This is a genomic window from Flavobacterium piscis (genome assembly GCF_031457575.1).
Classification (GTDB): Bacteria; Bacteroidota; Bacteroidia; order Flavobacteriales; family Flavobacteriaceae; genus Flavobacterium; species Flavobacterium piscis_A.
In genome coordinates, this window is the sequence record NZ_JAVDWQ010000016.1 from 18,315 (window position 1) to 43,941 (window position 25,627).

Here is a 25,627-nt window from a genome sequence, read left to right on the forward strand (position 1 = left end):
AATATCATGTTAAATTTAAGAATTCGTTTTGTTAACTAAATCATTATTTCGACAAATGACATCTTTGAAAAGGTGTTGGGCATTTTTTTGTTTAAAAGCCTTTATTTTTCTATTAAAATCCTTACTTTTTCAGTGCTAATCTATTATAATCTTTGCAATTTGTTAATTTCATAAAAGAATTACCCGAAAAACACTTAAAACACTAAATATTATATCTTTTTATCTACTCAAAAACTAATTGAGAACCTTAAAATTTAATTTAACCAAATCAGTAGAATTCCCCCCAACCATCACTTCAAAGTCTCCCGGCTCTACCACTCTTTTCATTTCTCTGTTCCAGATAGAAAGTTCATCAGGCGTCAATGTAAATTCAACCTTTTTTGTTTCTCCTTTTTTGATGAATATTCTTTTAAATCCTTTTAAAGTCTTTCCTGGAGTTGTTACGCTACTGTAAACATCATTGATATATAATTGTACTACCTCATCCCCATCATGATCACCTGTGTTTGTAACATCTACACTTACTTTCAATTCCCCATCTGCTTTAATTTCTGCAGTATTGATTGCAAAATTTGAATATTCAAACCTGGTATAACTTAGGCCGTAACCAAATGTATACAGCGGGTTTTCACTTTCAGAAACATACCTGTGTATGGCAGAGGGTTTTTGATTATAATATATAGGTAACTGCCCAACTGATTTTGGAACTGTAATTGGCAATCTTCCCCCGGGATTATAATTTCCGAATAAAACATCGGCCACAGCCTTTCCTCCCGCTTCACCAGGAAACCAGGCTTCGACCAAAGCAGGAATATTTTCGCTAATCCAATTTGTTGAGAGCGGACGGCCATTTAACAATACACAAATTACCGGAGTTCCTGTTTTTTGAATTGCCTCGATCAGTTCCTGCTGCATTCCGTGCAAATCTAAAGAAGCCACATCTCTGTTTTCTTCTACCAATTCATTTGATTCTCCTAAAACAACTATCGCAACATCCGCTTTTTTGGCAATATCAATCGCCGGCTGAAAGTTTACTTTTTCTAAATTCCAACGCAGGTGCGCTCTGGCTCCCCAGCCACCTTCCCACATTTCTATGCGGACTTTGTATTTTTTACCGGCTTCAATATTTTTTGGAGTGGTAACCATACTCGTTGCCCCTTTTGTCCAGTTGTCAATAACCAATTGGTCATCAACCCACATTCTGATTCCGTCATCAGAACTTAAACCCAGCCATCCGTCAAATGATTTATCTGATTGTATATAACCTGTCCAGCGAATAGAGAAATCATCGTCGGTAACTCCGTCTCCGGGAGACCATGGCCAGTCAAACTCTAATTGATTGTCTATACGCGTCAATGCCGGAGTTCCTTCTACATTTCTGTTATTGAAATATTCTCCTTTTAATCCGTTTTGAGACCCATCAGGCGTAAATAAATATTTTGACGGTATAATTTGCCCTTTTACGATTAAAGAAACCCCTTCTTCATAAAAAACATTTGTTTTAGCACCAACCACTTGTTTAACACCTTCAAGGACTGTTGTTCCTACTTTATTTTTTACGGCATATCCTCCTAATCTTGAAGCATCAGCATTGGGCCCGATAACAGCAATGGTTTGCAAATCCTTTTTTAAAGGCAAAATATTGTTTTCATTCTTCAATAAAACAATCGATTTATGTCCTGCCTCTAAAGCAATATCCTGATTTTCCTTAGTATGAAAACGCTCTTTGATCAAATTTTTATCGGTATATGGATTTTCGAATAATCCCAATAAAAATTTAAGTCTTAAAACTCCGCCAGCCGCACGGTCGATTTGTTCCATGGTTAGTTTTTTCTCATTCACCAATTCGATGATGCTTTGTTGCCAAAACTCATTTGTAAAATCATAAAACTGCATATCAACTCCCGCAGCAATGGCCTGTCTAATACTTTCTTTTGGAGAATCCGTAACGTAATGTGTGGTTTGAAGGTATTTGATAGCCCCCAGATCTGAAACTACAATTCCTTTAAAACCCCATTCTTTTCTTAACACATCTGTCAATAACCATTCATTGGCCGCACAAGGAATTCCGTCTAATTCTGAATAGGCACACATAGTTCCTAAAGCACCCCCTTTTCTAAATGCTTTTTCAAATGAAGGGAGATGATCTTCGCGGGCCGAACGCTCTCCTACTAAAATTGGAGATGAATTTCCTCCGGCCTGTGGAATACCATGCACAGCAAAATGCTTTGGTTCTGCAATAATTGATCGATCTGATTTTAAATCATCACCCTGCATTCCTTTGATCATCGCTAAACCAATCTCGCTGTTCAAATACGCATCTTCACCAAAAGTTTCAGCCACTCTTCCCCAACGCGGCTCACGGCCAAGGTCTAAATTGGGACCTAAACCAAAATGAACACCATGTGCCCTGGCTTCGGTACCAATTACTTTTCCTACTTTATCCATCAGGTTCGTGTCCCAGGTTGCGCCTAAACCAATGTTCATTGGGAAAGCCGTGCTTCCGTCATCTAAATAACCGTGAAGCATCTCGCACATAATAAGCGCAGGAATTCCCCATTTATTCTTTTTAACAATCTCACTCTGAAGATCGTTGATCATTTTTGCCGAACGTGGATAAATATCATGAATAGCTCCAATTCCAAGGTTTCCGATTTTAAGGTTCGATTTAGATTTAGAAAAATCTTCATTTTCCTTAAAAAATTCCCCTTTGTACATATCCATCTGGCGGGCTTTTTCCTCCAGGCTCATTCGGCTTAACAAGTCTTTTACCCTTTCCTCAACCGGTAATTTCGGATTCTGGTACGGATATTTTTTTTGTGCATAGGTTTGGTTAAAAAAACCTACAGCCATTACAAAAATAATGGCTGTTTTTTTGAGTTTTAATTGTAACATAGTTGTATGAGTTTTAATTTTGAATCACTTTCAGTATCGTTCCATTCACAAAATCATCATGTGAGATAAAAAAACTGTTCAGCGTTTTTCCGTTTAGCTCAATAGAATTGATTTTTCCATCATTATTGAGTTGTCTTTCAATTACAATGCTTTCTTTTTTATAATATCTTGGATCTAATTTGATCGTCACTCTATGAAACATTGGTGCTGTAATGGTATAAATTGGATCTCCCGGAGATATTGGATAAATTCCCATCATCGAATAAACCAACCAGGCAGACATGGTTCCGGTATCGTCATTTCCGGGCAAGCCTTTTGGATTGTTCTGGAAATATTCCCTAACGAGTTTTTTAACCATTTCCTGACTCTTCCATTCTTCGCCTTTTATATAATTGAATAAATACGGGTAAGCAATATCCGGCTCGTTTGCCATATCAAATTGTTTGATATCAAAAACTTTTTGCAATTGATCAGAGAAAGCTTTATCACCACCCATTAATTTTATCAATCCCCTGATATCATGCGGCACCATAAAAGCATATTGCCACGCATTCCCTTCGATAAAGCCAACATTTTCCTGAAAATTAGCTCCTGCTTCAGGGTCAAAAGGCTCATACCATTTTCCGTCTGCTTTTCTTGGGCGAAGTAATTTTAAATCTTTGTCATATAATTTTCGGTAGGATAATGAACGTTTTGTAAAACGCTTATAATCATCTTTTTCACCCAAAGCTTTCGCTAAAAGTGAAATCGCATAATCTGATGTATTATATTCTAGCGTCGTAGAAACTGGTCCCGGATAATTTGTTGACACATAACCTTTATCTATATATTCTTTAAGTCCCGGACGCAACGGATTGTTTTCCGTTTTATCTGCCCCTTTTAGCATCGCATAATAGGCTTTGTAAAAGTCAAAATCCTGGATTCCCTTTAAGCAGGCGTCGACTATAACGATACTTGCCGGATCTCCCACCATGGTAAAAGTCTCTGTTGAATTCAACTCCCATTTGGGTAGCCAGCCATTTTCATCATACATTTCCAACATACTTTTTATCATATCAGATTGTTGCTTAGGATATACTAAAGACGTTAACGGATGCATGTTTCGATACGTATCCCATAAAGAAAACACGGTATAACGGGTACCTTCAGTTTTAGCAATCCTGGTTCTTTTTATTACAGGGTATTCTCCGTTGACATCATTTAAAGTATTTGGGTGAATTAAAGTGTGATACAAAGCGGTGTAAAAAATCGTTCTATCATCCTTTGAACCGCCTTCAACCAAAATTTTAGAAAGTTCTTCGTTCCATTCGTTATATGTTTCTTTATAAACGGTCTCAAAAGATTTATTTCCGGTTTCTTTTTCTAAGTTTTCGCGGGCATTTGCAATACTTACGTACGAAACTCCAATTTTAACTTCAACCGTTTCTTTTTTGTCGAACTGATAGGTAAAATAACTTCCTATACTGTCACCAACTACCGTTTTGATCGTATTTTCCATCATTCTGGTTTTGCCGTTGTAAGTCATCCATTGTGCTTCGACACCGTTGTATTTGGCAGGTTTTTTCCAAACGCCGAATTTATCCGCAGGTTTGGAAAATTTAGCTACAAAATAAACCGGATAGGCATCTTCCGGACTGTTGTAACAAAATGAACCCACGCTTCGCATTCCTTCAATTTCTGTAGAAGAAACTACTTTTATCATCGCTCCTTCTTCATTTGTTAACCCTAATCCAAGATTCAGTAAAATATTAGATTGCCCTTTTGGGAAAGTGAATCTGCTTACGCCGACTCTTTTTGAGGCTGTAAATTCTCCTTTTACTTTATATTTATCGATATCTAAGCTGTAATAAGCCGCTTTTGCAACTTCATTAGAATAAGCTGAACCATATTTTAAATGATCGATTTCTACATTTCCGGTTGTCGGCATTACTAAAATCACACCTAATTCAGGACAGCCCACACCGCTTAAATTAACCTGACTAAATCCGGTTAAAAATGTATTTTCATTGACGTACGGATTTGACAACCACTGACTATCTTTCTCCAAAGGAAGATTTTGCGGCCCCGCAACATTAAAGGGGCTGATACTTGCCATTCCGCGTGGTGCAATTGGCCCCGGAAAAGCAGCGCCAAAATTGGAAGTTCCAATAAAAGGGTTCACAAAATCTGCCGGTTGTTGCGCAAAAATAGTGATGCTAAAAAACAGCATGTAAAAAAAACATGCTGTTTGTAGTGTTATCTTTTTTCCTGAAAACATATTTTTATCTGTTAATAGCTTCAATTTTTAAAGTCCACGCTTCTTTAGCGGGTAAATTATTTCGCAGGCTTTCCGGAATTACAACTTTAAATCCTTCTGCTTCTTTTGTCCATTTCAATGCTGTTTTAGAACCTAACATTGTGATTTTAGTTCCTTTTTTAGGATTAATAGATTTCACTGTTAGTTCTGCAGGAATTTTATCTTCTCCCTCTTTAGCCAAATAAAACAAGAACACATTTCCGGCGTTATTTTGTGTCATGCAAATATTATCTTCTTTGTAAGGTTCGATTGGTTTTGTATTATAAATCGCTGTGCTGTTTACTTTCATCCAATCTGCATAAGCTGCTAATAAATCATAAGCACCCTGCTGCCATTCTCCTTCAGGACTTGGCGCCACATTCAGTAATAAGTTTCCGCCTTTTGCTACAACATCAATAAGCATGTGGATACCCTGTCTTCCGGTTAAATATGTAGCATCCGGAGTATAAGACCATCCGCCACCAGAAGTAATACAAGATTCCCAGGGATAAGGCAACGTTTTTTCAGGAACTCTGTTTTCAGGAGTTAAGTAATTTTGGTTTTTTCCGTGAACGGCTCTGTCAACTACGATTAATCCCGGCTGTTTTTGACGTGCTTTTATAACCAATTCATCCATTTTAGGATCCTGATCTACAACTCTGTGTTTGATGAAACCATTTTTAGACTCGTTTTCTGCAAACTTTTCATCATAGTTTTCTTTTAAGTTTTGTTGGTCTCTTTTTCTAACCCATCCTCCGTCAAGCCATAAAATATCAACTTTACCGTAATTTGTAAGGATCTCTAAGATTTGATTGTGCGTGAAATCAACATATTTTTGCCATTTCTCAGGATAAAGAGACGGATCATAATTTACGTTTCTGTCGAAAGGAGGAAAATACGGGTCCCAGTAATTTTCGTTATGCCAGTCTGGTTTAGAGAAATAAGCCCCTGTAGAAATATTTTCTGTTCTAAAAGCATTAAATACTTCTTTTAAAATATCTGCTTTTGGATTCGTACTAAACGGACAATCTTTGTCAGTCACCTTATAATCAGAATATTTGGTATCATACATATTAAACCCGTCATGGTGTTTTGTAGTAAAAACCATATATTTCATTCCGGCTGCTTTTGCAGCTTTTGCCCATTTAGCAGGATCAAATTTTGTTGGATTAAATGTTTTTTTCAATCCCTCATATTCTTTTACATATTCATTATAATTGTCCGGATTACTTCCTTTTTTACGCTCACACCATCCATAATCTTCCGGACAAAGTGACCATGATTCTACAATTCCCCATTGACTGTAAGTTCCCCAGTGCATTAGCAGACCAAATTTTTTGCCTTGCCACTCCTCTAAATTTTTCAACACTGCCGGATCTGTTTCCGGTACATATCTTTCATCTTCATAAATCGCCTGAGCGAATATTTGAGCTGAAAATAAAAGGGCTATTATGAATATTCCTCTTTTCATCTTTAATCTGTTTATTAGGTTTATTATTTTTTAAATTATTTTAATTATTTGATGTCAAGCCTTGTGTTCTTGCCATTCCGATTTCAACGGATTAAAATCCGTTGCCACAAAATGAATCATTCCTCTGGAATTTTATAAAGCGTTCCATAGGAACAAATTATATTGTAGGGATGGATTTTAATCCATCCGTAACTATATCTCACAGCTATGCGTTAAAACTATTTTTTTTTCTTCTAACTTTTTTTACATAAAAACCTATGTTTCTATGTGTTCAAATATTCATACATAATCCAAACTTTATCAAAGTTTAAAACTTGCTGCGGATTTAATTCACTAAAATTTCATCTACAAATAACCAGGAATCCTCGCCTTTTGGGCTTTTCTTTAAGTTATAAGCGATTACTTTTACAAATCTGGTATTGATCTTTGCAAAATTAACTTTGAAATCTTTCAATTCTGAAGTCACATTCCCAGCATACGGACGCGAAACTTTACCAACTTCTTTGTAATAGATTCCGTCATTCGAAACCAAAACCTTGATTTTTACAGGAAAATTAACTCCAGAGCCCTGACTTTCCAATGTACCGACAATGACCTGTTCTATACTTTCCTGTTTTTCTAAATCAATTACCAGTTCCATATTGTTTACTAGCCAGGCCTGCCATTGCCCATCGTGGAAATTTTTGCTTCCCCTAATGGTATTGACCATCGTATTGGCATCGCCTTTGTAATTTTGGTTGTATGGCGTTAAGTATTTTACTTTGTGCGCAACTGCTTTATGGAAAATAATAGTGTCTGTAAATGTTTTTCCGACCGGTTTATCATCCTGAAACAAGGAAGCTTTTAGTACTGTTGTTTCGGTAAACTGAATTGGACTTGTATATTTTACAGCATTGTGATCTATGCTTTTATTGCCCAAAACATATCGAATATCAGGATTTGGGAACTCATTTTTTAAAGTGACATTGATTTGTTTTTTAGCTAAATCTGCCGTTGACGAAGCCGTTACCAAATAAGCGCTTTTTGCATAATTAATTCCTAAATAATCATAACGACTTAATAACGGTTTCAATCTCGTTGTAAAATCGTTCCAATTACGGCTTTCTTTCGAACTCCATAAAACTTCAGCCAAAGCTGCAATTCTTGGAAAAATCATATACTCAGATGCTTTTGGGTCTGCAAGATATTCTGCCCACAAATTAGCTTGTCCGCCTAAAACATGTTTTGCCTGTTCCGGTGTCATTGTTTCTACAACAGGATCAAATTCGTATACTTTGCTTAATGGTGTGTAGCCATCAAAAGCTAAAGGTTCTTCATTTTGAGGTCCCTGATAAAAATTAAAATAGCAATGCGATTCCGGTGTCATAATAACATCATGCCCTTGTTCTGCAGCGTCAGTTCCTCCTTTTGTTCCCCTCCAGCTCATTACAGTTGCTTCAGGGGCCAGGCCACCTTCTAATATTTCATCCCAGCCAATAATTTTTTTACCTTTTGAATTGATGTATTTCTCCATTCTTTTAATGAAATAACTTTGCAATTCATGGGTGTCTTTCAAACCATTGTCTTTCATCCTTTTTTGACAATGCGGGCATTTTTCCCAATTGGTTTTGGTTGCCTCATCGCCACCAATATGAATATATTTTGAAGGAAAAACAGCAATAACCTCATCGATCACGTTTTGTAAAAATTCGAAAGTAGTTTCTTTTCCTGCACAATAAATATCGGTAATGGGCCATAATCCCCCAGATGGAACGCCAATACGCTGATCAAAACAAGCCAATTCAGGATACGATGCAATGGCACTGCTTACGTGTGCCGGCATCTCGATTTCCGGAATTACTTCAATGTTTTTTGTGGCTGCGTATTTTACAATTTCTTTTAATTCATCCTGGGTTAAAAAACCTCCATAAGTTCCTTTCTCATCAGGATTTACGGTTAATCTTGCATTCCATGCTACATTTTCCTGATCGACTCTCCATGCTCCTACCTCGGTTAATTTTGGATATTTTTTTATTTCCATTCTCCAGCCCTGATCGTCAACTAAATGCAAATGCAAAACATTCATTTTAAGCATTGCCAAACGATCTATAGTTTCCAATATGTAATATTTATCAAAGAAATGACGCGATAAATCCAACATAAGGCCTCTCCATTGAAAACGCGGTTCATCTGTAATCGTAACATTTGGAATCTGCCATTTTGCAGATGTAATGGCATATTTGCTTTCTATAGCAACAGGAAGCAATTGCCTTATAGTCTCTAATCCGTAGATAAAACCGGCATTTCCCTTTGCTGTAATTGTGATAGTAGTATTGTTTACTTCTAATTTATAAGCTTCATTATGAAACGTTGGGTCAACTTTAAACTGAATAAAATTACTCTGAGGTGCTTTTGCTCCCAAAACGGGACGCCAGCCTGCCGCAACTTCAAATTTGCTTATTAATGCATTAGAAATATCTTTTTGGAAATCTGTATTAGCTACAAAAACGGTATTTTTAGAAAACTCAAAAGTTCCTCCTTGCAAAACCAGTTGATTTGGCTTTGGAATAATTTGAATGTCATTTTCCGTAAAAACTTTTTGACTATAACCCGAACTTAAAACTGCCAAGAAGATTAAGACAAAATATGATTTTAATGTTCTCATAATTTTTATTTTAAAGAGGGTGTTATTTTAAATTGATACTGATAATTTTTGTCTCTCAAAAGATATTTTTCCATTGGCCAGGCCTGCCAGCTGTCTATACCACCAACACCCATTTGTTTATAATCGATTTTTAAACTGGTTAAATCTCTTTCTTTTAATTCAGTGGCATGTCTTTGGTCTTTTTGCAGGCCATCATCTAAATCTTCATTTAAATAATGCAAAGCCGTAACAGCTAATAAATCATCTGATGTAACTGTTAATCGTAATTTATCATTTGATAATTCCAGCCAACGGACATCTGTTTTATTTCCGGTTTCCTGTGGACGGATATAAGGATAATATTGCTCTGAAACTGTTTGATTATAAAGGCCAACCTGCGAACTGTAATTTCTGTCGATATAATTTTCGTGAGGGCCTCTTCCGTAATAGGCCAAATTGCTAAAATCTTTCGGTACAATTATTTCCATACCAAATCTCGGCAAAATTGGCTGTTCTTTCGTTTTATCAATATTTAATTGCTCTTTTACACCTAATTCTCCGTTACTGTTTATCTCATAATTTAGTTCTAAAGTCGAAGAAACGGGAGTTAAATTATAGGTTGCTTTTACCAAAATTTTATTGTCTTTTGTTACAGAATATGTCCAGCTGGCAAGTGTTGGGTTATCTGTGGCATTTTTCCATGCGGCTAAATTTACCTGCAAATTGGCCCCAAAATCATTGTCATTTGGCGCTCTCCAAAAATTTGGGCGCAATTGATATCCTTCTTTTAAAATTGACTGATTATTGAATGTGTATCCACTTATAAATCCTGTTTTTTTATCAAAGACAATTTTTGCTTTTTCACTTTTAAAAATAGTGCTGTTTGCCTTTTTCTCAACATTGATTTTTGATGCTCCTTCAATTTTAATATCATTTTTCCAAATTCCTTTATACGCTAATTGGTCTGTTGCGATTTCGAAACCTTTTGGCAAAAATGGCTCATCTTGTTTTATTTGAAAGGTTACCACTATAAAAGCTTCCTGAAACTCTTTTTCTTCTACATTAACGGGGAGTTGAAAGGTTTTAAATTCATTCGGTTTTATGTCTAAATTGTCAATAATTCCCATTGCATCATCTTTTCCGTCTAAAACTAATTTCCAGTGCAAACTCACATTTCCTAAATCTTTAAATGAAAACTCGTTGTACACCTTAATCGTTGCAGTTGCCTGATTATCCCAGGAGGTCAGGATATTTTGCATCACATTTCGCATTTCAAAAGCATGTGGATTTGGTTTTCTGTCCGGGCTAAAAACACCATTGTTTAAAAAATTATTATCACTTGGTACATCTTTAGGTCCGAAATCACCTCCATAAGCAAAAACTACTGTACCATCCGGCTGTGTTTTATAAACCGATTGATCAATCATGTCCCAAATAAAACCTCCCTGGAAATTTGGATATTTTCGGATAACATCCCAATAATCTTTAAAATTTCCCATCGAATTTCCCATTGCATGTGCATATTCGCATTGAATATATGGCCTGTCCGGATTTGGGTTCGCCAGAATATATTCTTCCATTTTATTGGGTGAACTATACATTGGATCGATAATATCCGAGTTCCATTCATATTTCAAATCTTTTCCGTCCCAGGCTCCGGCAGTCGCTCTCTCATACTGAATTGGTCTTGATTTATCGCGTTCTTTTATCCACAAATACCCTCTGTAAAAGTTGTAGCCATTTCCGGCTTCGTTCCCCATACTCCATATAATAACGGATGCATGATTTTTATCTCTCTCAACCATACGCTGCATTCGTTGTAAGTGTGCCAGTTCCCAGTCAGGTTTATTGCCTAAAGTTTTGGTAATATCATAACCCATCCCGTGAGATTCTATATTGGCCTCATCAACCACATAAATTCCGTATTTATCACATAATTCATAAAAATATTCATCGTTAGGATAATGTGACATTCTCACTGCGTTGATATTAAATTCTTTCATTAATTTAATATCTTCTTCCATACGTTCTCTTGAAACGGTTTGTCCCGTAACGGGATCAGTTTCATGTCGGTTTACGCCTTTTATGTAAATCGCTTTTCCGTTTACTAAAAGCTGTCCGCCTTTGATTTCTACTTTTCTAAAACCTACATTCTGATTGATAACCTCAACAACATTTCCTTTTTTATCTTTTAAAAGGAATGTGATTTGATACAGATTAGGAATTTCAGCACTCCATTTTTTAGGATTATTTAGGGTGAAATCAAAGGTTTGTTTTTCACTTAAAGCGGAAATAACTTTCGATGTAATGATTTTATCTCCGTCTTTAAGAAGAACTTCTAAAGTGTAATTGTCTTTTGGGTTTAAATTCGAAAATTGGGTCGAAATTTTTAAACTTCCGTTTACATAAGAAGCATCTAAATCAGGAATAATTTCAAAGTCTTTTAAATGCGCTTTATTTCTGGCAATCAAATAAGAATCCCTGGTAATTCCGCTCATTCTCCAAAAATCCTGACATTCTAAATAGGAACCGTCATTCCATTTCATCACCTGAAGAACGATTGTATTTTTACCGGTTTTTACATATTTATTTAAGTTGAATTCAGATGGCAGTTTTCCATCTTCACCATAACCAACATACACGCCATTTACCCAAACCGTCAAGTTTGATTTTGCTGCTCCGATATGAAGAAAAATATCTTTTCCCTCCCAGGATTTATCGATTGTGATTTCTTTTCTGTAAACTCCCGTTGGGTTATAATCTGTTGGAACAAAAGGCGGATTTATTTTGATATATTTTGCAAAATCGTACGTTGTGTTGGTATAGATTGGATACCCATAACCGTTTACATCCCAAGTTGCAGGAATTTTAAAATTATCCCAACCTGAATCGTTAAATGTGTTTTTTTCAAAATCTTTTGGTAAACCATCCGGACTATCAACATATTTAAACTTCCATGTTCCGTTAATATCCAAATAGTTCTTCGATTGTCTCCATTCGTTTTTAGAGGCCAATGCTTCATTTTCAAAAACATAATAAGAAGCGTGTATGGGCTCTCTGTTATCTTCATTGATTTTTTCGTTCTGCCAAAACGGAACTTTTTCCTGCGCCTGTACAGATAGTATTGAAGTAATTAGGGTTAATATGAATAGTGTTTTTTTCATTATTTGTTTTTTATTCTCTACAAAGTTGCTTTACGTACTTTTGTCGTCCCGAGGACGAGGGATCTTCGTTAGTAGCTCGACAATCTACATACACTTTGTGTTAGCTTCTTGTGAAGATTTCTCCTCTGTTGAAATGACAAAATTGCGCACATTACCAATCTTTTTCGACTGACTAGTGTGATTTCTCGTTCCTCGAAATGACAAAATTGCGTTCAAACATTGACAATGTTAAGAACGTGATAACTATTTATCCCACGACATTTTAAATTTTGCATCTTCCATTCTATGCCCTTTTTCATCATCAGAAACGGCGTAATTAAATCCTGATCTAAGACTGTAACCTGCATGCTCACCGTTTTTATTCAAAGCAATAAAACCAACCTGAAGATATTCCATGTCTTTGTGGTTTTTATGTTTGTTGTAAATGCGCTCTGTGATTTCTTTGCAGGCATCGTAAGGGGATTTTCCCTGACGCATTAATTCTACCACCATGGCGCTTCCGGCAGTTCTAATAACGGCTTCTCCTAAACCTGTTGCCGCTGCAGCACCTACTTCATTATCCAGAAAAAGACCCGCGCCGATGATTGGGGAGTCACCGACGCGACCGTGCATCTTCCAGGCAGCTCCGCTTGTTGTACAGCCACCTGCAAGATTTCCGTCTTGATCCAACATTAGCATGCTTATAGTATCGTGATTTTCTATATTGATTACCGGCTTGTATTTAGAATCTTCGAGCCATTTTTTCCAGTCTTTTTCAGATTCCGGAGTTAGTAAATTTTCTTCTTTAAATCCTTCAGATAATGCAAATTGCAGTGCGCCTTGTCCTGCCAGCATTACGTGCGGTGTATTTTGTAACACTCTTTTTGCTACAGAAATTGGATGTTTGATACCCTGTAAAAAACAAACCGAACCACAATTGCTGTTATGGTCCATAATACAGGCATCCAAAGTTACTTTTCCTTCGCGGTCCGGATATCCTCCATAACCAACACTGCGGATATTAGGATCTGCCTCAGGAATTTTCATACCTGCTTCTATGGCATCTAACGCAGATTTACCTGCTTTTAATTGTTTCCAGCTTTCCTGATTAGCAGGCAGACCATGATTCCATGTCGAAATTATAATGGGCTTTTTTTGCTTTTTTTCTAAGTCTTCGGTTCCAAAAACTTTTTCCTCTTCCGAATTTTTGGCAAATCCGCTATAGCCTACAACAGAACTTACGGCCAAAGACCCTAAAGCTGCTTTTTTGATAAAATCTCTTCTGTTTGACATTTTGCTAACTTTTAAATGAAATTGGGAGTATATTATTTTAAACTTGCTTTTGTTGCTGCGATAGTTTTTAAATTACTCTCGGTCAAAGCATTTCCGTCGAAGAAAGTAACGCCAACAGCTCCATTTTCTTTTGCCAGTAAAATGGCTTCTTTCAATTCTTTATCGTTTTTTAATCCCGGAATATAAATTCCGGTGTTGATTTTCGTTTTTTTATCTTCTAAATCAGCAACACCTTGTTTTGTCGCGTACCCAATCCAGTCAATTTCTTCATTGTAAAAACTATGGTAAATCATCGGGTACACCTCGTCAATATTCCATTTGTCCCATCGCTGGCGCACCATGTGATCTGACATTTCAGGATAAGGAAATACGGCTGCCGTTAATTGCTTGTTGTGTTTATGGGCAATTGCATAAGCATCGTTAACAACTGCTTGTATCGCATTTAACCGAAAGTTTTTCCACTCCATATCGATAGAAGTGTTGTGGCTGTCTTTTGGGTTTTTATGGTGGATTTTTTCGAATGCTTTGATACATTCATCGCAATAACAGAAATCGAATTGCGGTAATTCTACATCCTGAACTAAATTGTATTTTGGCAACAGGCTGATAGGTAAAAAGATGTCCGGGAAACGAATATAATCTAAATGAACACTTTCGATTCCGTCCACTTTTGCTAATTCTTCAACCAAAGCTAAAACGTGTTCCCTGGATTCTTTTCTGGTTGGGCATAACCATTGGTAATAATCTACATAAGGGCGGTTATCAAAACAAGATTTTCCTTCTTTGCTAACCATGTACCAATCCGGGTGCTGCAAAGCAATTGAATCTCCGGGTCTGTTCATGGCCATTATCCAGGCATGAACTTTCAGACCTTCTTTTGTGGCTAAAGGCACTAATCTTTTTAAAAGTTTCGGGTCTGTTGTTGTATTGATTAATACTTCATCGATTCCGCCGTCTTTATATTTCCTGAATTCTTTTGTGTAATCGGCGTCTGATTTTTTAGCATCGGCGGTTGTCCAGACCCCGAATTTAAAAGTGGTTTCTTTTTCTTTTTCGGCACATGAAAAGATCGTAAATGCCAGTAAAAAAAGTAATAGTTTTGGTAGTTTCATAGTGGTTTATTTTGATATTATTTTGCCGTCCTGCCTTATAATCAATGTTTGATTAGAAAAAGGACTCTTTACTGAAATGTTATATCCAGCGGCATGATTTTCTACTACTGGTTTTAAAATTTTACCTTCAACACAGATCGTTTCTTTAGTAAGACTGGTCAGCGATTTTGCCCAGGCTTTATGCTTTTGATAATATTCTTTCTGAGCTCTGTATAAATTATAAAGTTCCCATTTTATTTTTTCTTCCTGGGGAATTGTAAAGTTATCTTTTCCTCCTTGTGTAGAAAAATAAACATATCCCCATTTTTCAGGTTCATGCATATTAATGACTCCCATTGGCGACCAAACCCAATTGTACTCCGGTAAAAATTTTCCATCAGCATCTTTTTTGCGTTCGTAACTGCCATTTGTTACGGTATGCTGCCAATTTACCCGTGAGAAATTGACTCTCCAAAATTTATCAGCGGGAACATTTTGTTCATTATAAGATGTTCTGTAAGATGCCCAGGGAATTGCCATTTCTAATACCCAGCCTTCATCTGTATCGTTTGGATTATTAAGCGTTCCGTTGATTTTTACCGCTGATTTTAAACCTGTAATATTCCAGTCGTTTAGAACAACATTATCATTTTCTCTGTAAGGTTTTGACAAAAACAGATCCCAGGCTGTGTTTAATGCGTTTATCTCTAGTTCATAATAGTTAAAAGTGTCGTTATCAGGATCAATAAAAACTTCAAAATCATTATTGTAAAAAATAATGGTGTCCCGTTGTTTTAAATTTGCCCAAACATGCGGTTCTTCAATCTTAGCTAAGATATAAAAATTGGTTTCATCCCAGAGCATTTTAACTTTTGTCGCATATTTTGGCTTTATGCTGTTTTCTATGTCCTCAAAAAGATCCGTCCAATCTGCTTTTGCCCATGAAGCATCAGTTTCCTCACCGTCGATCAGGATTGGATCTGTTATTTTTGCCGCTACATAAGTTTTAGGTATGATGGTGCTCTTCTTCGATTGAGAAAAACCCGCAACCGAAAGAAGACCTAAAAAAAGAACTGTTAACCATTGAAATTTTAAACGCATGCTTTTTCTATAAACTGTTATCTTTTGTAAACTGAATTACTTCACTTAATTTACCAAATGCAAGTGCCACAACTGTATCTGCCGCACCATAATATACAGCCAGTTTATCTTCTTCTATGCTGTGTAAAGCGGCACATGGGAAAACCACATTTGGCACATCGCCAACTTGCTCATAAAGTTCTGCAGGCCCTAATAAATAAGGTTGTGTTCTGTATTTTACTTTGTCCGGTGAATCAACATCTAAAAGTGCTGCTCCCATTGCATAACGGAAACCGTTGCAGGTATTGATAACCCCGTGGTAGATCATCAGCCAGCCTTCGTTAGTAAGTATTGGTATTGGTCCTGCCCCTACTTTAGCGCATTGCCAGGCACTGTCGATAAAAGCACTTGGTTTCATAACTAAACGGTGTTCTCCCCAATATTTCATATCCGGACTGTAACTAATCCAAATATCTCCAAAAGGGGTATGCCCGTTATCACTTGGACGGCTTAACATGGCATATTTCCCGTTTATTTTTTGTGGAAACAATACTCCGTTTCTGTTGAAAGGCAAATAGGCATTTTCGCATTGAAAAAATTCTTTGAAGTCAAAAGTATAACCAATGCCAATGGTTGGCCCGTTGTAACCGTTACACCACGTAATCCAGTAACGATCTTCGATAAAAACGACACGCGGATCGTATTTATAAGCTGATTCGATCATTTCGGTATTTCCGGCCTGCATTACGATTGGTTCGTGATTAATGTCCCAATCGATTCCGTTTTTACTAAAACCGGCAAAAATATTCATTTGAACCGATTTGTTGTCACATCTGAAAACACCTGCAAAACCATCTCCAAAAGGAACAACAGCACTGTTAAAAATACTGTTTGATGAAGGGATTGCATATCTTTCTATAATTGGATTTTCAGAATATCTCCACATTATATCATTGCTGTTTTGGGGTCTGTCCTGCCATGGAATTGTATTCACTTTATATCATTTTATTTGTTAGACTTAATTTTTTAGCCCTCTTGGGTGTAATTAGATTTTAACTACACCCAGGGCTCCTTTAATGGACTTGTGGTATTCTTGCATAATTTTTTTTGCATTATTAATTCGGAATTTTTCGAACTTTATCTAACCATGTAAATTTCAAAATGACCGATGTTACTAAAAATACTAATAATGCTATGATTGCTTTTGGATAATCTCTGATAATAAAATAAATTGGAAGTAAAATCATGCTGGACTGCCAAACAATTCCGACAAGACAGTTTAGCATATCTTTTCCAAAATCCTTGTTTTTTTCAAAAGTCTGATCTTCGACTTTTAGTAATTTATAAACTGGTTGCCACCATCCCCAAGGTCTTACACCGGTATAGAATGCTTTCAGGACTTCCATATCTGTTGGTTTGCTAAAGAAAGTTCCTAAAAGGCAACCCAAAATAGAGAACGCTAATATAACCGGGAATAAATATATGGCTTGCACCTCTGATAAATCATAAAACCATGTTCCCGGGGTGAAATTGCCTTTGTTTTGATCCAGAACAAACTCCAAAGAAGCTACGATAAGTCCGGAGAACATACCCCAAAAATAACCCCAGCCATTAAAACGCCACCAAATCCATTTTAGGAAATTGGCAGCCACATACCCCCCAAATAAAGCACTGGTTATCCACAAGGTTAAGGAATTAATCGAATTGGCAAAAAAGCCCATAAACACCCCTAAACCGACAACCAGAAACGATGCAATCTGACTGATTTTAATATAATGTTCGCTGGTTTCATCAGGTTTGAAATATTTTTTATACAAATCGTTTACAATATAAGCCGGTCCTGCGTTGACAAAGGCGGAGAAAGTTGACATAAATGCTGCCAATAAACCGGCAAGCAACAAACCTTTTATCCCTACCGGAATATGAAGATTAATCACTTTGGGCATTATTACCTCTAAATCGGCACCGCTCAAATGAGAATTTACGCTCATTTCCGGAGCCAAAGTCACTAATGCAATAACCACAATTCCTGCAATTAATAAATACCTTGGAATAAATAGAATTAAATTGGTGAACCCACTCATATATGCGGCTTCTTTAACCGATTTAGTCGACAGAATTCGCTGTAGGTCATAACTGGGTGTTGGTCCTGCAATACTGGCAAAAAAACCTTTAAATAGTGACATTCCAACCAATGAACCAAACATTTTATAACCTTCGGTATCTATCAAATTATTAAACGCCTGATATTTATCGCTCCAATGTGGCCCTAACTCCATAGAAAAGAATACGTTTCTCCATTCTTCTGTAATTACAGCATCAATTTGGACATCTGTGTAATTAATCAGTGTGTAGCCGGCAACTAATATCCCTGCCACTACCATAATTCCGTATTGCAAAACCTCTGTTGCTACCACAGAAAACATTCCGCCTTTGATGGTGTAAATTGTCGTTAAAAAGATAATCAACAAAGCATAGGACTGTTCTGAACTTAACACCATAAGATGTCCAAAATGAAGAGCTAAATCCCAAGGCAAAATAATGGTCATGAACTTGCCAATTCCTTCAAAGAAATAAGCGATAAAACCTATGGTAGAGACAATGGCAAAAACAGCTACTATAATATGCGATGCTTTACCTGCTTTATCATTTCCAAAACGAGTCAAAATCCATTCGGATCCTGTCATGGTATTGGATTTACGAATCCAGACTGCCAAAAACATCATGACAAAAATTTGATTCCAAATAGGCCAAAGCCACATGAACATGAAACTTTTTACACCATATAAAAACAGCACGCCAACCATCCAGGCAGTTCCGGAGACATCAAACATTCCTGATCCATTACTTAAACCCAGGTAATACCATTTTATAGAGTTGCCTCCTAAAAAATAATCATCTAATCCTTTTGATGCTTTTCTGGAAATCCAGACTCCAATACCTATGGTTAATAGTATGTAAAAAACTATTATTGCTACGTCAATACTATCCATTATTTAGCTGTTTTATTCGTTAAACCCCAATTTTTATTGGGTTCTGATCCCATCACAAAATGTAAAATTCCGCCTTGCAATATTTGTTGATGTGAAATAGCTGTTTTATTAAATGGAACACCATTAAGTGTTGCTGATTGTATATAGAAATTTTTCTCTGAAACATTTTCTGCTTCAATTATAAAAGTTTTTCCTTTTTCAAGATTGATTTTCGCTTTTTCGAAAATAGGGCTTCCAATTTCGTATTCTCCCGATGCCGGATTCATAGGATATAATCCCATTGAACTGAAAACATACCAGGCTGACATTTGCCCGCAATCTTCATTTCCGCTTAACCCGTTTGGTGTAGTATTGTATTGTGTATCTAAAATATGACGTACCCAATATTGCGTTCTCCAGGGCTGGTTAGCATGATTAAACATATAAGCGATATGATGACTTGGTTCGTTGCCATGTGCATATTGGCCAATTAAACCTGAAATATCAGCAGAAACATTATTTCCTGTAATTTCTGAGCTTTCGGTAAATAATTGCTCTAAACGTTTTGCAAAAATGTCATTGCTTCCGTGCAGCGAAATAAAATCTTCAACATTTTGTGGTACAAACCAGCTGTGTTGCCAGGCGTTGCCCTCAGTATAGTCCGTATGTTCCCTGTGGTTGGAATGTTTGGGATCAAAAGGCTCGTTCCATGATTTTCCGTCTTCAGATTTGCCTCTCATAAATCCGGTTTTCGGATCAAATAAATGTTGATAGGCTTTAGATCGGTTTAAGAAAAATTCATAATCTTCATTTTTACCAAGAGCTTTCGCCATTTGCGCTACACACCAATCATCATACGCATATTCTAAAGTAATGGTTACTGATTCGTCAAGTAAATTATAAGGAATGTAACCGTACTTTTTATAGAAATTCAGTCCGCGTTCGTCCTGCATCATGGTAGTTTTCATAGCCTCGTATGCCTTTTCAGCATCAAAGCCTCTTATGCCTTTTTGGTAGGCATCAACAATTACAGGAATAGAATGATATCCTGTCATAGTATTGGTTTCGTTGGCATAAAGTGTCCAAACGGGTAATATTTTTTTGGTATCGTAATACGCCAACATTGAGTTTACAATATCAGAAACCTTGTCAGGTGCCAATAAAGTCAACAATGGATTTTCTGCTCTAAAAGTATCCCATAGTGATAAGGTAGAATAGGCCGTATAATCAGTTGCTGTAACAATCTGATCATCCTCTTTTCTAAACTGACCGTTTTTATCACTATAGGCTACAGGGGCAACTTGTGCGTGATACATCGCAGTATAAAACATTGTTTTTAATGAATCTGTCGGTGTCTCAACTTCAATTTTATTTAAGGCTGCATTCCATATTGTTGTTGCATCTGATTTTGTTTTTTCAAAGTTGAAGCCTCCTTCCTCTAAATTATCTTTGGCATTGGCCACACTAACAGATGACAAAGCTACTTTTACCAGTAATTCATCAGTATTACCAAGATTAAAAAACAATTGTGTTGCCGTGTTTTCGGCTTCAGACTGATTTCCTGAAATAATTTGTTTATCAGCAATTAAAACAGATTCTGAAATAGGTTTTGAAAATTTTGCAACAAAAAACACTTTCTGGTTTTTTGCCCATCCGGTACTAAAACGATACCCGCTTATGGTATATTCATCTTCAATTGTAATTCCTGTTTTTAGTGCTTTATCCCAATTAATGGCAAAACCAAGATCGATTACGACCGATTGTTTATCATTTTTAGAGAATGTATATTTATGGAAGGCAGTTCTTTGTGAAGAAGTTAGTTCTACATTGATTTTAGGATCTTCAAGAAAAACCTGGTAAGAGCCCGGTGTTGCTTTTTCGTTAACATGACTATAAGATGATTTGTAAGGTAATTGATCGCGTGAAGTTGTTTTTGTTGTTAAATCAAGTTTTTTATTGGTTGGCATGAATAAAATATCGGCCAAATCACCAATTCCTGTTCCGCTTAAATGCAGATGACTGAAGCCAGCTACTATAGAATCTGAATAATGATACCCGGAACACCAATCCCAGCTTGAAATTCCATTATCCGGACTCACCTGCAACATTCCAAAAGGAACTGTAGCCCCCGGATATGTATGCCCATGACCACCTGTACCAATAAAAGGATCAACATGGTTAACAAAAAGTGTTTTGTGATGCTTATTTTTGTTTACATTTATTTTGCAACTTGCAGCAAAAATAACACACACAACCAGCAGGGTAAAATTCTTCATATAAAACAATCTTAATTTAACCTTAAATTTAAATAAATTCAGCTTTTATTAAAAGTAATTTAGACGGACAACACATTAACTAAGATAAACATCAAAAAAAGTCACAAAACACAATATATATCATGATTTTAAATTCAAGTAAATTATACCGTATTCAGTTGCAATATCACATTATATTTTGGTTAACTTATTTCATATTTAATACTTTTCGCTGGGGAAGTTATTTTAATGATTACGTTTATTCCTTAAAAACAAATTTATTGGGATTCCCTATTCATATGACGTTATGTTATTTAAATATTTTGGTGCTTATGCCAGGTTTGGTTTATCGAAAAAAATATATCTTATACATATTTTCTATTTTATCGGCCATATTTATGATGGTAATCATTAAATTCAACCTCACTTACCTGTTAATAACTCACGATGTTTGGCCTGAAGGACCGGAAACTATTGATAAACTGACACTCAATTACACTATTGACATGATGATGGGAGAACTTTATGTAATGACATTTGTTACTGCCATTAAGATTACATTCGATTTTTTAAGAGAGCATAAAAGAGTAACCGACCTTGAAAAATCTCAATTAGAAACAGAACTGCTTTTCCTGAAATCTCAAATTTCTCCACATTTCTTTTTCAATACACTGAATAATATTTATTCTTTATCTGTCGAAAAATCAAACAAGACCCCAAAAATTGTCCTTAAACTTTCTGAGTTAATGCGGTATATGCTGTATGATACCAAAAGCACGAAACAAACTTTAGAAAACGAAATACTTTGCATTCAGAATTACCTGGATTTAGAAAGAATTAGAAATGATGACCGGTTAGAAATAAATATGTCTATTTCAGGAGATATTCATGATAAAGAAATTAGTCCTATTATATTACTGACTTTTATAGAAAATGCTTTTAAACATGGTGTAAACAAAAATACCGGATCAGTTATAATCAATATTAATTTTAAGATTAAAGGTGATTTTTTACATTTCACTATTACTAACCCAATGCCCGAAATTACGCAACATAAGGGTAATTTTAACATGTCTAACGGCATAGGTTTAGAAAATGTCAAAAAAAGACTTGAATTAGGTTATAATAAAAGTGACTATACGCTTTCATTTAAAAATAAAAAGGATATTTTTGTTGTAAAGCTTGTAATTAAAGTATCTTAGGAGCTATTATCTCTTTTTACAAGTACAACTGCTAAATTTATTTCTCTCAAAAAAAATAATAGTAATGAAAATAAATTGTTTGATCATAGATGACGAGCCATTGGCAATTAATGTTATTAAAAATTACCTGGAACCTATTGAAAATTTTGAGGTAGTAAATACTTTTAGCAACCCCATCGAAGGCCTTAATTTTTTAAAAAACAATAAAGTTGATGCTGTTTTTCTGGATATTAATATGCCTGTCCTTGATGGCATTAATTTTATTAAAAGTTTAGAGAACCCTCCTATACTTGTCATTACCAGTGCATACAGTCAGTTTGCTATAGAAACTTACGAATTAGATGTTTTAGATTACCTGGTAAAGCCTATCGAATTTCCGAGGTTAATGAAAACACTAAACAAGATTAGCAAAAGACTTAACAATAGCAGCAATATTCCGCATGAAAATAATTCCGAAAGTGCTTTTATTTTTGTTAAGATTGACAAGAAGAGAATGAAGAAAATCTTTTTTAATGAAATTTTAGTAATCGAAAGTTTGAAAGATTACCTAAAAATAAACACACTCACAGGCAAATACATCATACACAGCACATTATCTGATTTTACAGATTTATTACCCGAAAGAAATTTTTTGAGAATACACAGATCATATACTATCGCTATTGATAAGATTGATGCCGTTGAAGGAAATAGTATAGAAATTGAAGGCCTTAGATACGTAATTGGCAGATCGTATATTGATCATGTAAAACAAAGAATTTTAAATTCTTCTATTTAATACAGCTGTACTTTTAATTAAAAAATTGACGACAATATCTTTGTCATTTTGAGGAGCAAAAAATAAGACGTTAAAACAACACAAAACACGCTACCAAAAAGCTAAAATGTTATAACTAAACAAACCCCCACGCTACATTTTCAGTGCAAGGGTTTGGTTTTACGAGAGACTTTCAGTCTCTCTGTTTTAATAAAAACTGGGATAATTAATTTTAAAACTGATATTAGATCAATTTAAAGGTAATATTTTATGTTTTTTTCGCATTACTAATATATACACTGCAATAAATTGCTGGGTTTTTAAACCCTGATCTGAAACCAATAAAGCTCAAATTCTTGATAATTTTAAATAAAAAATCAACTACCAAGCTCTAACTGATTTTTAACTAAGTTGTAATAGTTTTTTTTGTTATATACAAGTTCTTGATGTGTACCTGATTCTACAATTTCCCCTGTATTAAGAACAATGATTTGGTCTGCATTTTTGACAGTACTTAAACGATGTGCAATAATTAAAACTGTTTTTCCCTTAAAGAATAGTTGCAAGTTATCGTGTATTTTTTTTTCATTTTCTGCATCTAATGCACTAGTTGCTTCGTCAAAAAATATGTAATGTGGGTTCTTGTAAATTGCTCTAGCAATAAGAATTCTTTGTTTTTGCCCTCCAGATATTCCATTCCCTGATGCTCCAATTTTGGTATTACTTCCTAATGGCAAAGAATTTATAAAATCTTCAATATTTGCAATTTTTATTGCATTTTTAAGCTTTTCCTTGTCAATAATTTCATCGCCTGTTGCGATATTTCTCTCAATGGTGTCGGAAAATATAAAACCGTCTTGTATTACTACTCCACAGTTTTCCCGTAAACTTTTGGGTGAAATATTGTTTATATTTTCGGAATTAAAAAATATTTCTCCTTTCGTAGGTTCGTGAAATTTCAATAACAATTTCATTAATGTTGTTTTTCCGCTACCACTTGCACCTACAATGGCTGTTATTTTGCCTTCAGGAATCGTGAAGTTAATATCCTTTAGGACAAATGGAGACTTTGGGCCTTCATATTGAAAACTCACATTGATAAATTTTATTTCTGTTTTTATTTCTGATAAAGAAAGTTGTTTGTTATTTTCGCTTTCTTCTGTTGGATGGTTTTGAACTTCATTAAGTCTTTCTAAGCTTAATTTTGCATCTTGCAATGAACGAAAAAAAGCTACTAATTGGTTTACTGGCGAATTCATTTGACCAACAATATATGAAACACTTAATAATTCGCCCAAAGTCATTTTACCTTTGACTACAAAAGTTGCAGCAAGAAATGTTACTATAATGTTTTTGATTTGGTTTATAAACTCAAAACCTGATAGTTGAAATTGGTCTAGTTTTAAAATTCTGATGTTTATCTTAAATAACTTTTGTTGAATTTTTTCCCATTCTTGACGCTTTAAATCTTCAAACTGATTGAGTTTCATTTCTGTAACTCCGTTAATAATTTCATATATTGACTCTTGATTTTCACTTCGCTGTTGAAATTTAAAATAATCTAAAATTTTCCGTTTTTTAAGCCAGTATAATGACCAAGTAATTGAAAGTACGGTTAAAGTTAAATAAATAAAAAGTATTATGATATTGTAATACCAAAGCACCCCAAAAAAAACAGAAAAAGTAATAATCGAAAAAAAAGTCAATAAACTTTGTGAAGTTAAAAAGTGCTCTATACGTTCATTGTCTTGTATTCGCTGATTAAAATCGCCCATCATTTTTGTGTCAAAAAACTTAATTGGTAGTTGTAAAAGTTTTTTTAGAAAGTCTGAAATAATGGTAATACTTAATTTTGTACCTACATAAAGCATTAACCAGTTTCTAATTATCTCAATTGATAATGTTCCTAAATAGACGCCTAATTGTGCTAGAAGTATTATAGAAATTATATTTATATTCTTTGCATTTACTCCTTTGTCTATTAGGTTTTGAGTCAGAAATGGCAATATTAATGTTAAACAACTACCCAATAAAAGCATTATAAACATTAATGTAAGTTGTCTTTTATATGGTTTTAGGTGGTTGAACATATATTTTAGTGACATTTTTTTTTCTTCTTGAGGATTTTTTTTATAAAATTCTTCTGTCGGTTCTAGAAAAAATGCAACTCCATTACTATTATCTGACAACCAAGATTTTTTAAAATTTTCTTCGTTTAAGGTTATGAAACCATGAGCAGGATCTGCTAAATGATAATGATATTTCTTTGAAAAAATATTTTTAGATATTTTTTTAAGAACTACAAAATGGTTTTGATTCCAATGCAAAATACAGGGGAGGGTATCTTTTTCTTCAATAAGTTTATCTATTGTAAGTTTAGCTGAGAGGGTTTCAAATCCAATTTTTTTTGAGGCTTCACTTATCCCTAATAAAGAAACTCCTTCACGATTAATGAAGGAGAGTTCTCTTAAAAATTGTAAAGAATAATTTTTATTGTAATAGTTTGCAATCATTGACAAACAAGCTGGACCACAATCAGTTTGGTCGTGTTGTGCTGAGAAAATCATTTA

At 35.1% G+C, this 25,627-nt stretch carries 14 protein-coding genes; 2 read left to right on the forward strand and 12 right to left on the reverse strand.

Features of this window, described 5'->3' with window-relative positions; genetic code table 11:
- Positions 1–234: 234 nt before the first annotated feature.
- The 11 genes from J2W48_RS18470 to J2W48_RS18520 form a co-directional block, all read right to left on the reverse strand.
- Positions 235–2,895: a glycoside hydrolase family 3 N-terminal domain-containing protein gene (locus tag J2W48_RS18470; RefSeq protein ID WP_310283212.1), complete on the reverse strand. Its 2,661-nt coding sequence runs from the start codon at positions 2,893–2,895 to the stop codon at positions 235–237.
- 13 nt (positions 2,896–2,908) lie between these two features.
- On the reverse strand, positions 2,909–5,152 hold the full coding sequence (locus J2W48_RS18475) for a GH92 family glycosyl hydrolase (protein ID WP_409025189.1): 2,244 nt from the start codon (positions 5,150–5,152) through the stop codon (positions 2,909–2,911).
- A gap of 4 nt (positions 5,153–5,156) precedes the next feature.
- The gene (locus tag J2W48_RS18480; protein ID WP_310283213.1) at positions 5,157–6,641 is read right to left on the reverse strand and encodes an alpha-L-fucosidase; all 1,485 of its coding nucleotides are present in this window, start codon (positions 6,639–6,641) and stop codon (positions 5,157–5,159) included.
- 325 nt (positions 6,642–6,966) lie between these two features.
- Complete coding sequence (locus J2W48_RS18485) at positions 6,967–9,285, reverse strand: glycoside hydrolase family 20 protein (RefSeq protein WP_310283214.1); 2,319 nt, start codon at positions 9,283–9,285, stop codon at positions 6,967–6,969.
- 5 nt (positions 9,286–9,290) lie between these two features.
- Entirely contained in the window at positions 9,291–12,428 is a 3,138-nt protein-coding gene (lacZ, locus tag J2W48_RS18490; protein WP_310283215.1) for a beta-galactosidase, LacZ type, read from the reverse strand.
- 243 nt (positions 12,429–12,671) lie between these two features.
- A complete protein-coding gene (locus J2W48_RS18495; RefSeq protein WP_310283216.1) occupies positions 12,672–13,700 on the reverse strand; it encodes an isoaspartyl peptidase/L-asparaginase family protein in 1,029 nt (342 codons plus the stop codon).
- A gap of 32 nt (positions 13,701–13,732) precedes the next feature.
- Entirely contained in the window at positions 13,733–14,812 is a 1,080-nt protein-coding gene (locus tag J2W48_RS18500) for a putative glycoside hydrolase (protein ID WP_310283218.1), read from the reverse strand.
- 6 nt (positions 14,813–14,818) lie between these two features.
- Positions 14,819–15,892, reverse strand: coding sequence for a carbohydrate-binding family 9-like protein (locus J2W48_RS18505; protein WP_310283220.1), 1,074 nt, complete (start codon positions 15,890–15,892; stop codon positions 14,819–14,821).
- Positions 15,893–15,899: 7 nt separating this feature from the next.
- Positions 15,900–16,865, reverse strand: a complete 966-nt coding sequence (locus tag J2W48_RS18510) for a glycoside hydrolase family 130 protein (RefSeq protein WP_310283221.1) — start codon at positions 16,863–16,865, stop codon at positions 15,900–15,902.
- A 121-nt stretch (positions 16,866–16,986) separates the two neighbouring features.
- Complete coding sequence (locus J2W48_RS18515) at positions 16,987–18,864, reverse strand: sodium:solute symporter family protein (protein WP_310283223.1); 1,878 nt, start codon at positions 18,862–18,864, stop codon at positions 16,987–16,989.
- Positions 18,864–21,119: a GH92 family glycosyl hydrolase gene (locus tag J2W48_RS18520; protein ID WP_310283225.1), complete on the reverse strand. Its 2,256-nt coding sequence runs from the start codon at positions 21,117–21,119 to the stop codon at positions 18,864–18,866. Before J2W48_RS18520 ends, J2W48_RS18515 begins: the two co-directional genes overlap by 1 nt.
- A 122-nt stretch (positions 21,120–21,241) precedes the next feature.
- Here J2W48_RS18520 and J2W48_RS18525 point away from each other — a divergent pair, with 122 nt between their 5' ends.
- Together J2W48_RS18525 and J2W48_RS18530 are read left to right on the forward strand one after the other, a co-directional pair.
- Positions 21,242–22,300, forward strand: coding sequence for a sensor histidine kinase (locus tag J2W48_RS18525; protein ID WP_409025187.1), 1,059 nt, complete (start codon positions 21,242–21,244; stop codon positions 22,298–22,300).
- A 64-nt stretch (positions 22,301–22,364) separates the two neighbouring features.
- Positions 22,365–23,078 carry a LytR/AlgR family response regulator transcription factor gene (locus tag J2W48_RS18530; RefSeq protein ID WP_310283228.1) on the forward strand — a complete coding sequence of 238 codons (714 nt, stop codon included), beginning with the start codon at positions 22,365–22,367 and terminating at the stop codon, positions 23,076–23,078.
- Between the two features lie 356 nt (positions 23,079–23,434).
- Here J2W48_RS18530 and J2W48_RS18535 read toward each other — a convergent pair whose 3' ends face one another.
- Positions 23,435–25,624 carry a peptidase domain-containing ABC transporter gene (locus tag J2W48_RS18535; RefSeq protein ID WP_310283230.1) on the reverse strand — a complete coding sequence of 730 codons (2,190 nt, stop codon included), beginning with the start codon at positions 25,622–25,624 and terminating at the stop codon, positions 23,435–23,437.
- Positions 25,625–25,627: the final 3 nt, after the last annotated feature.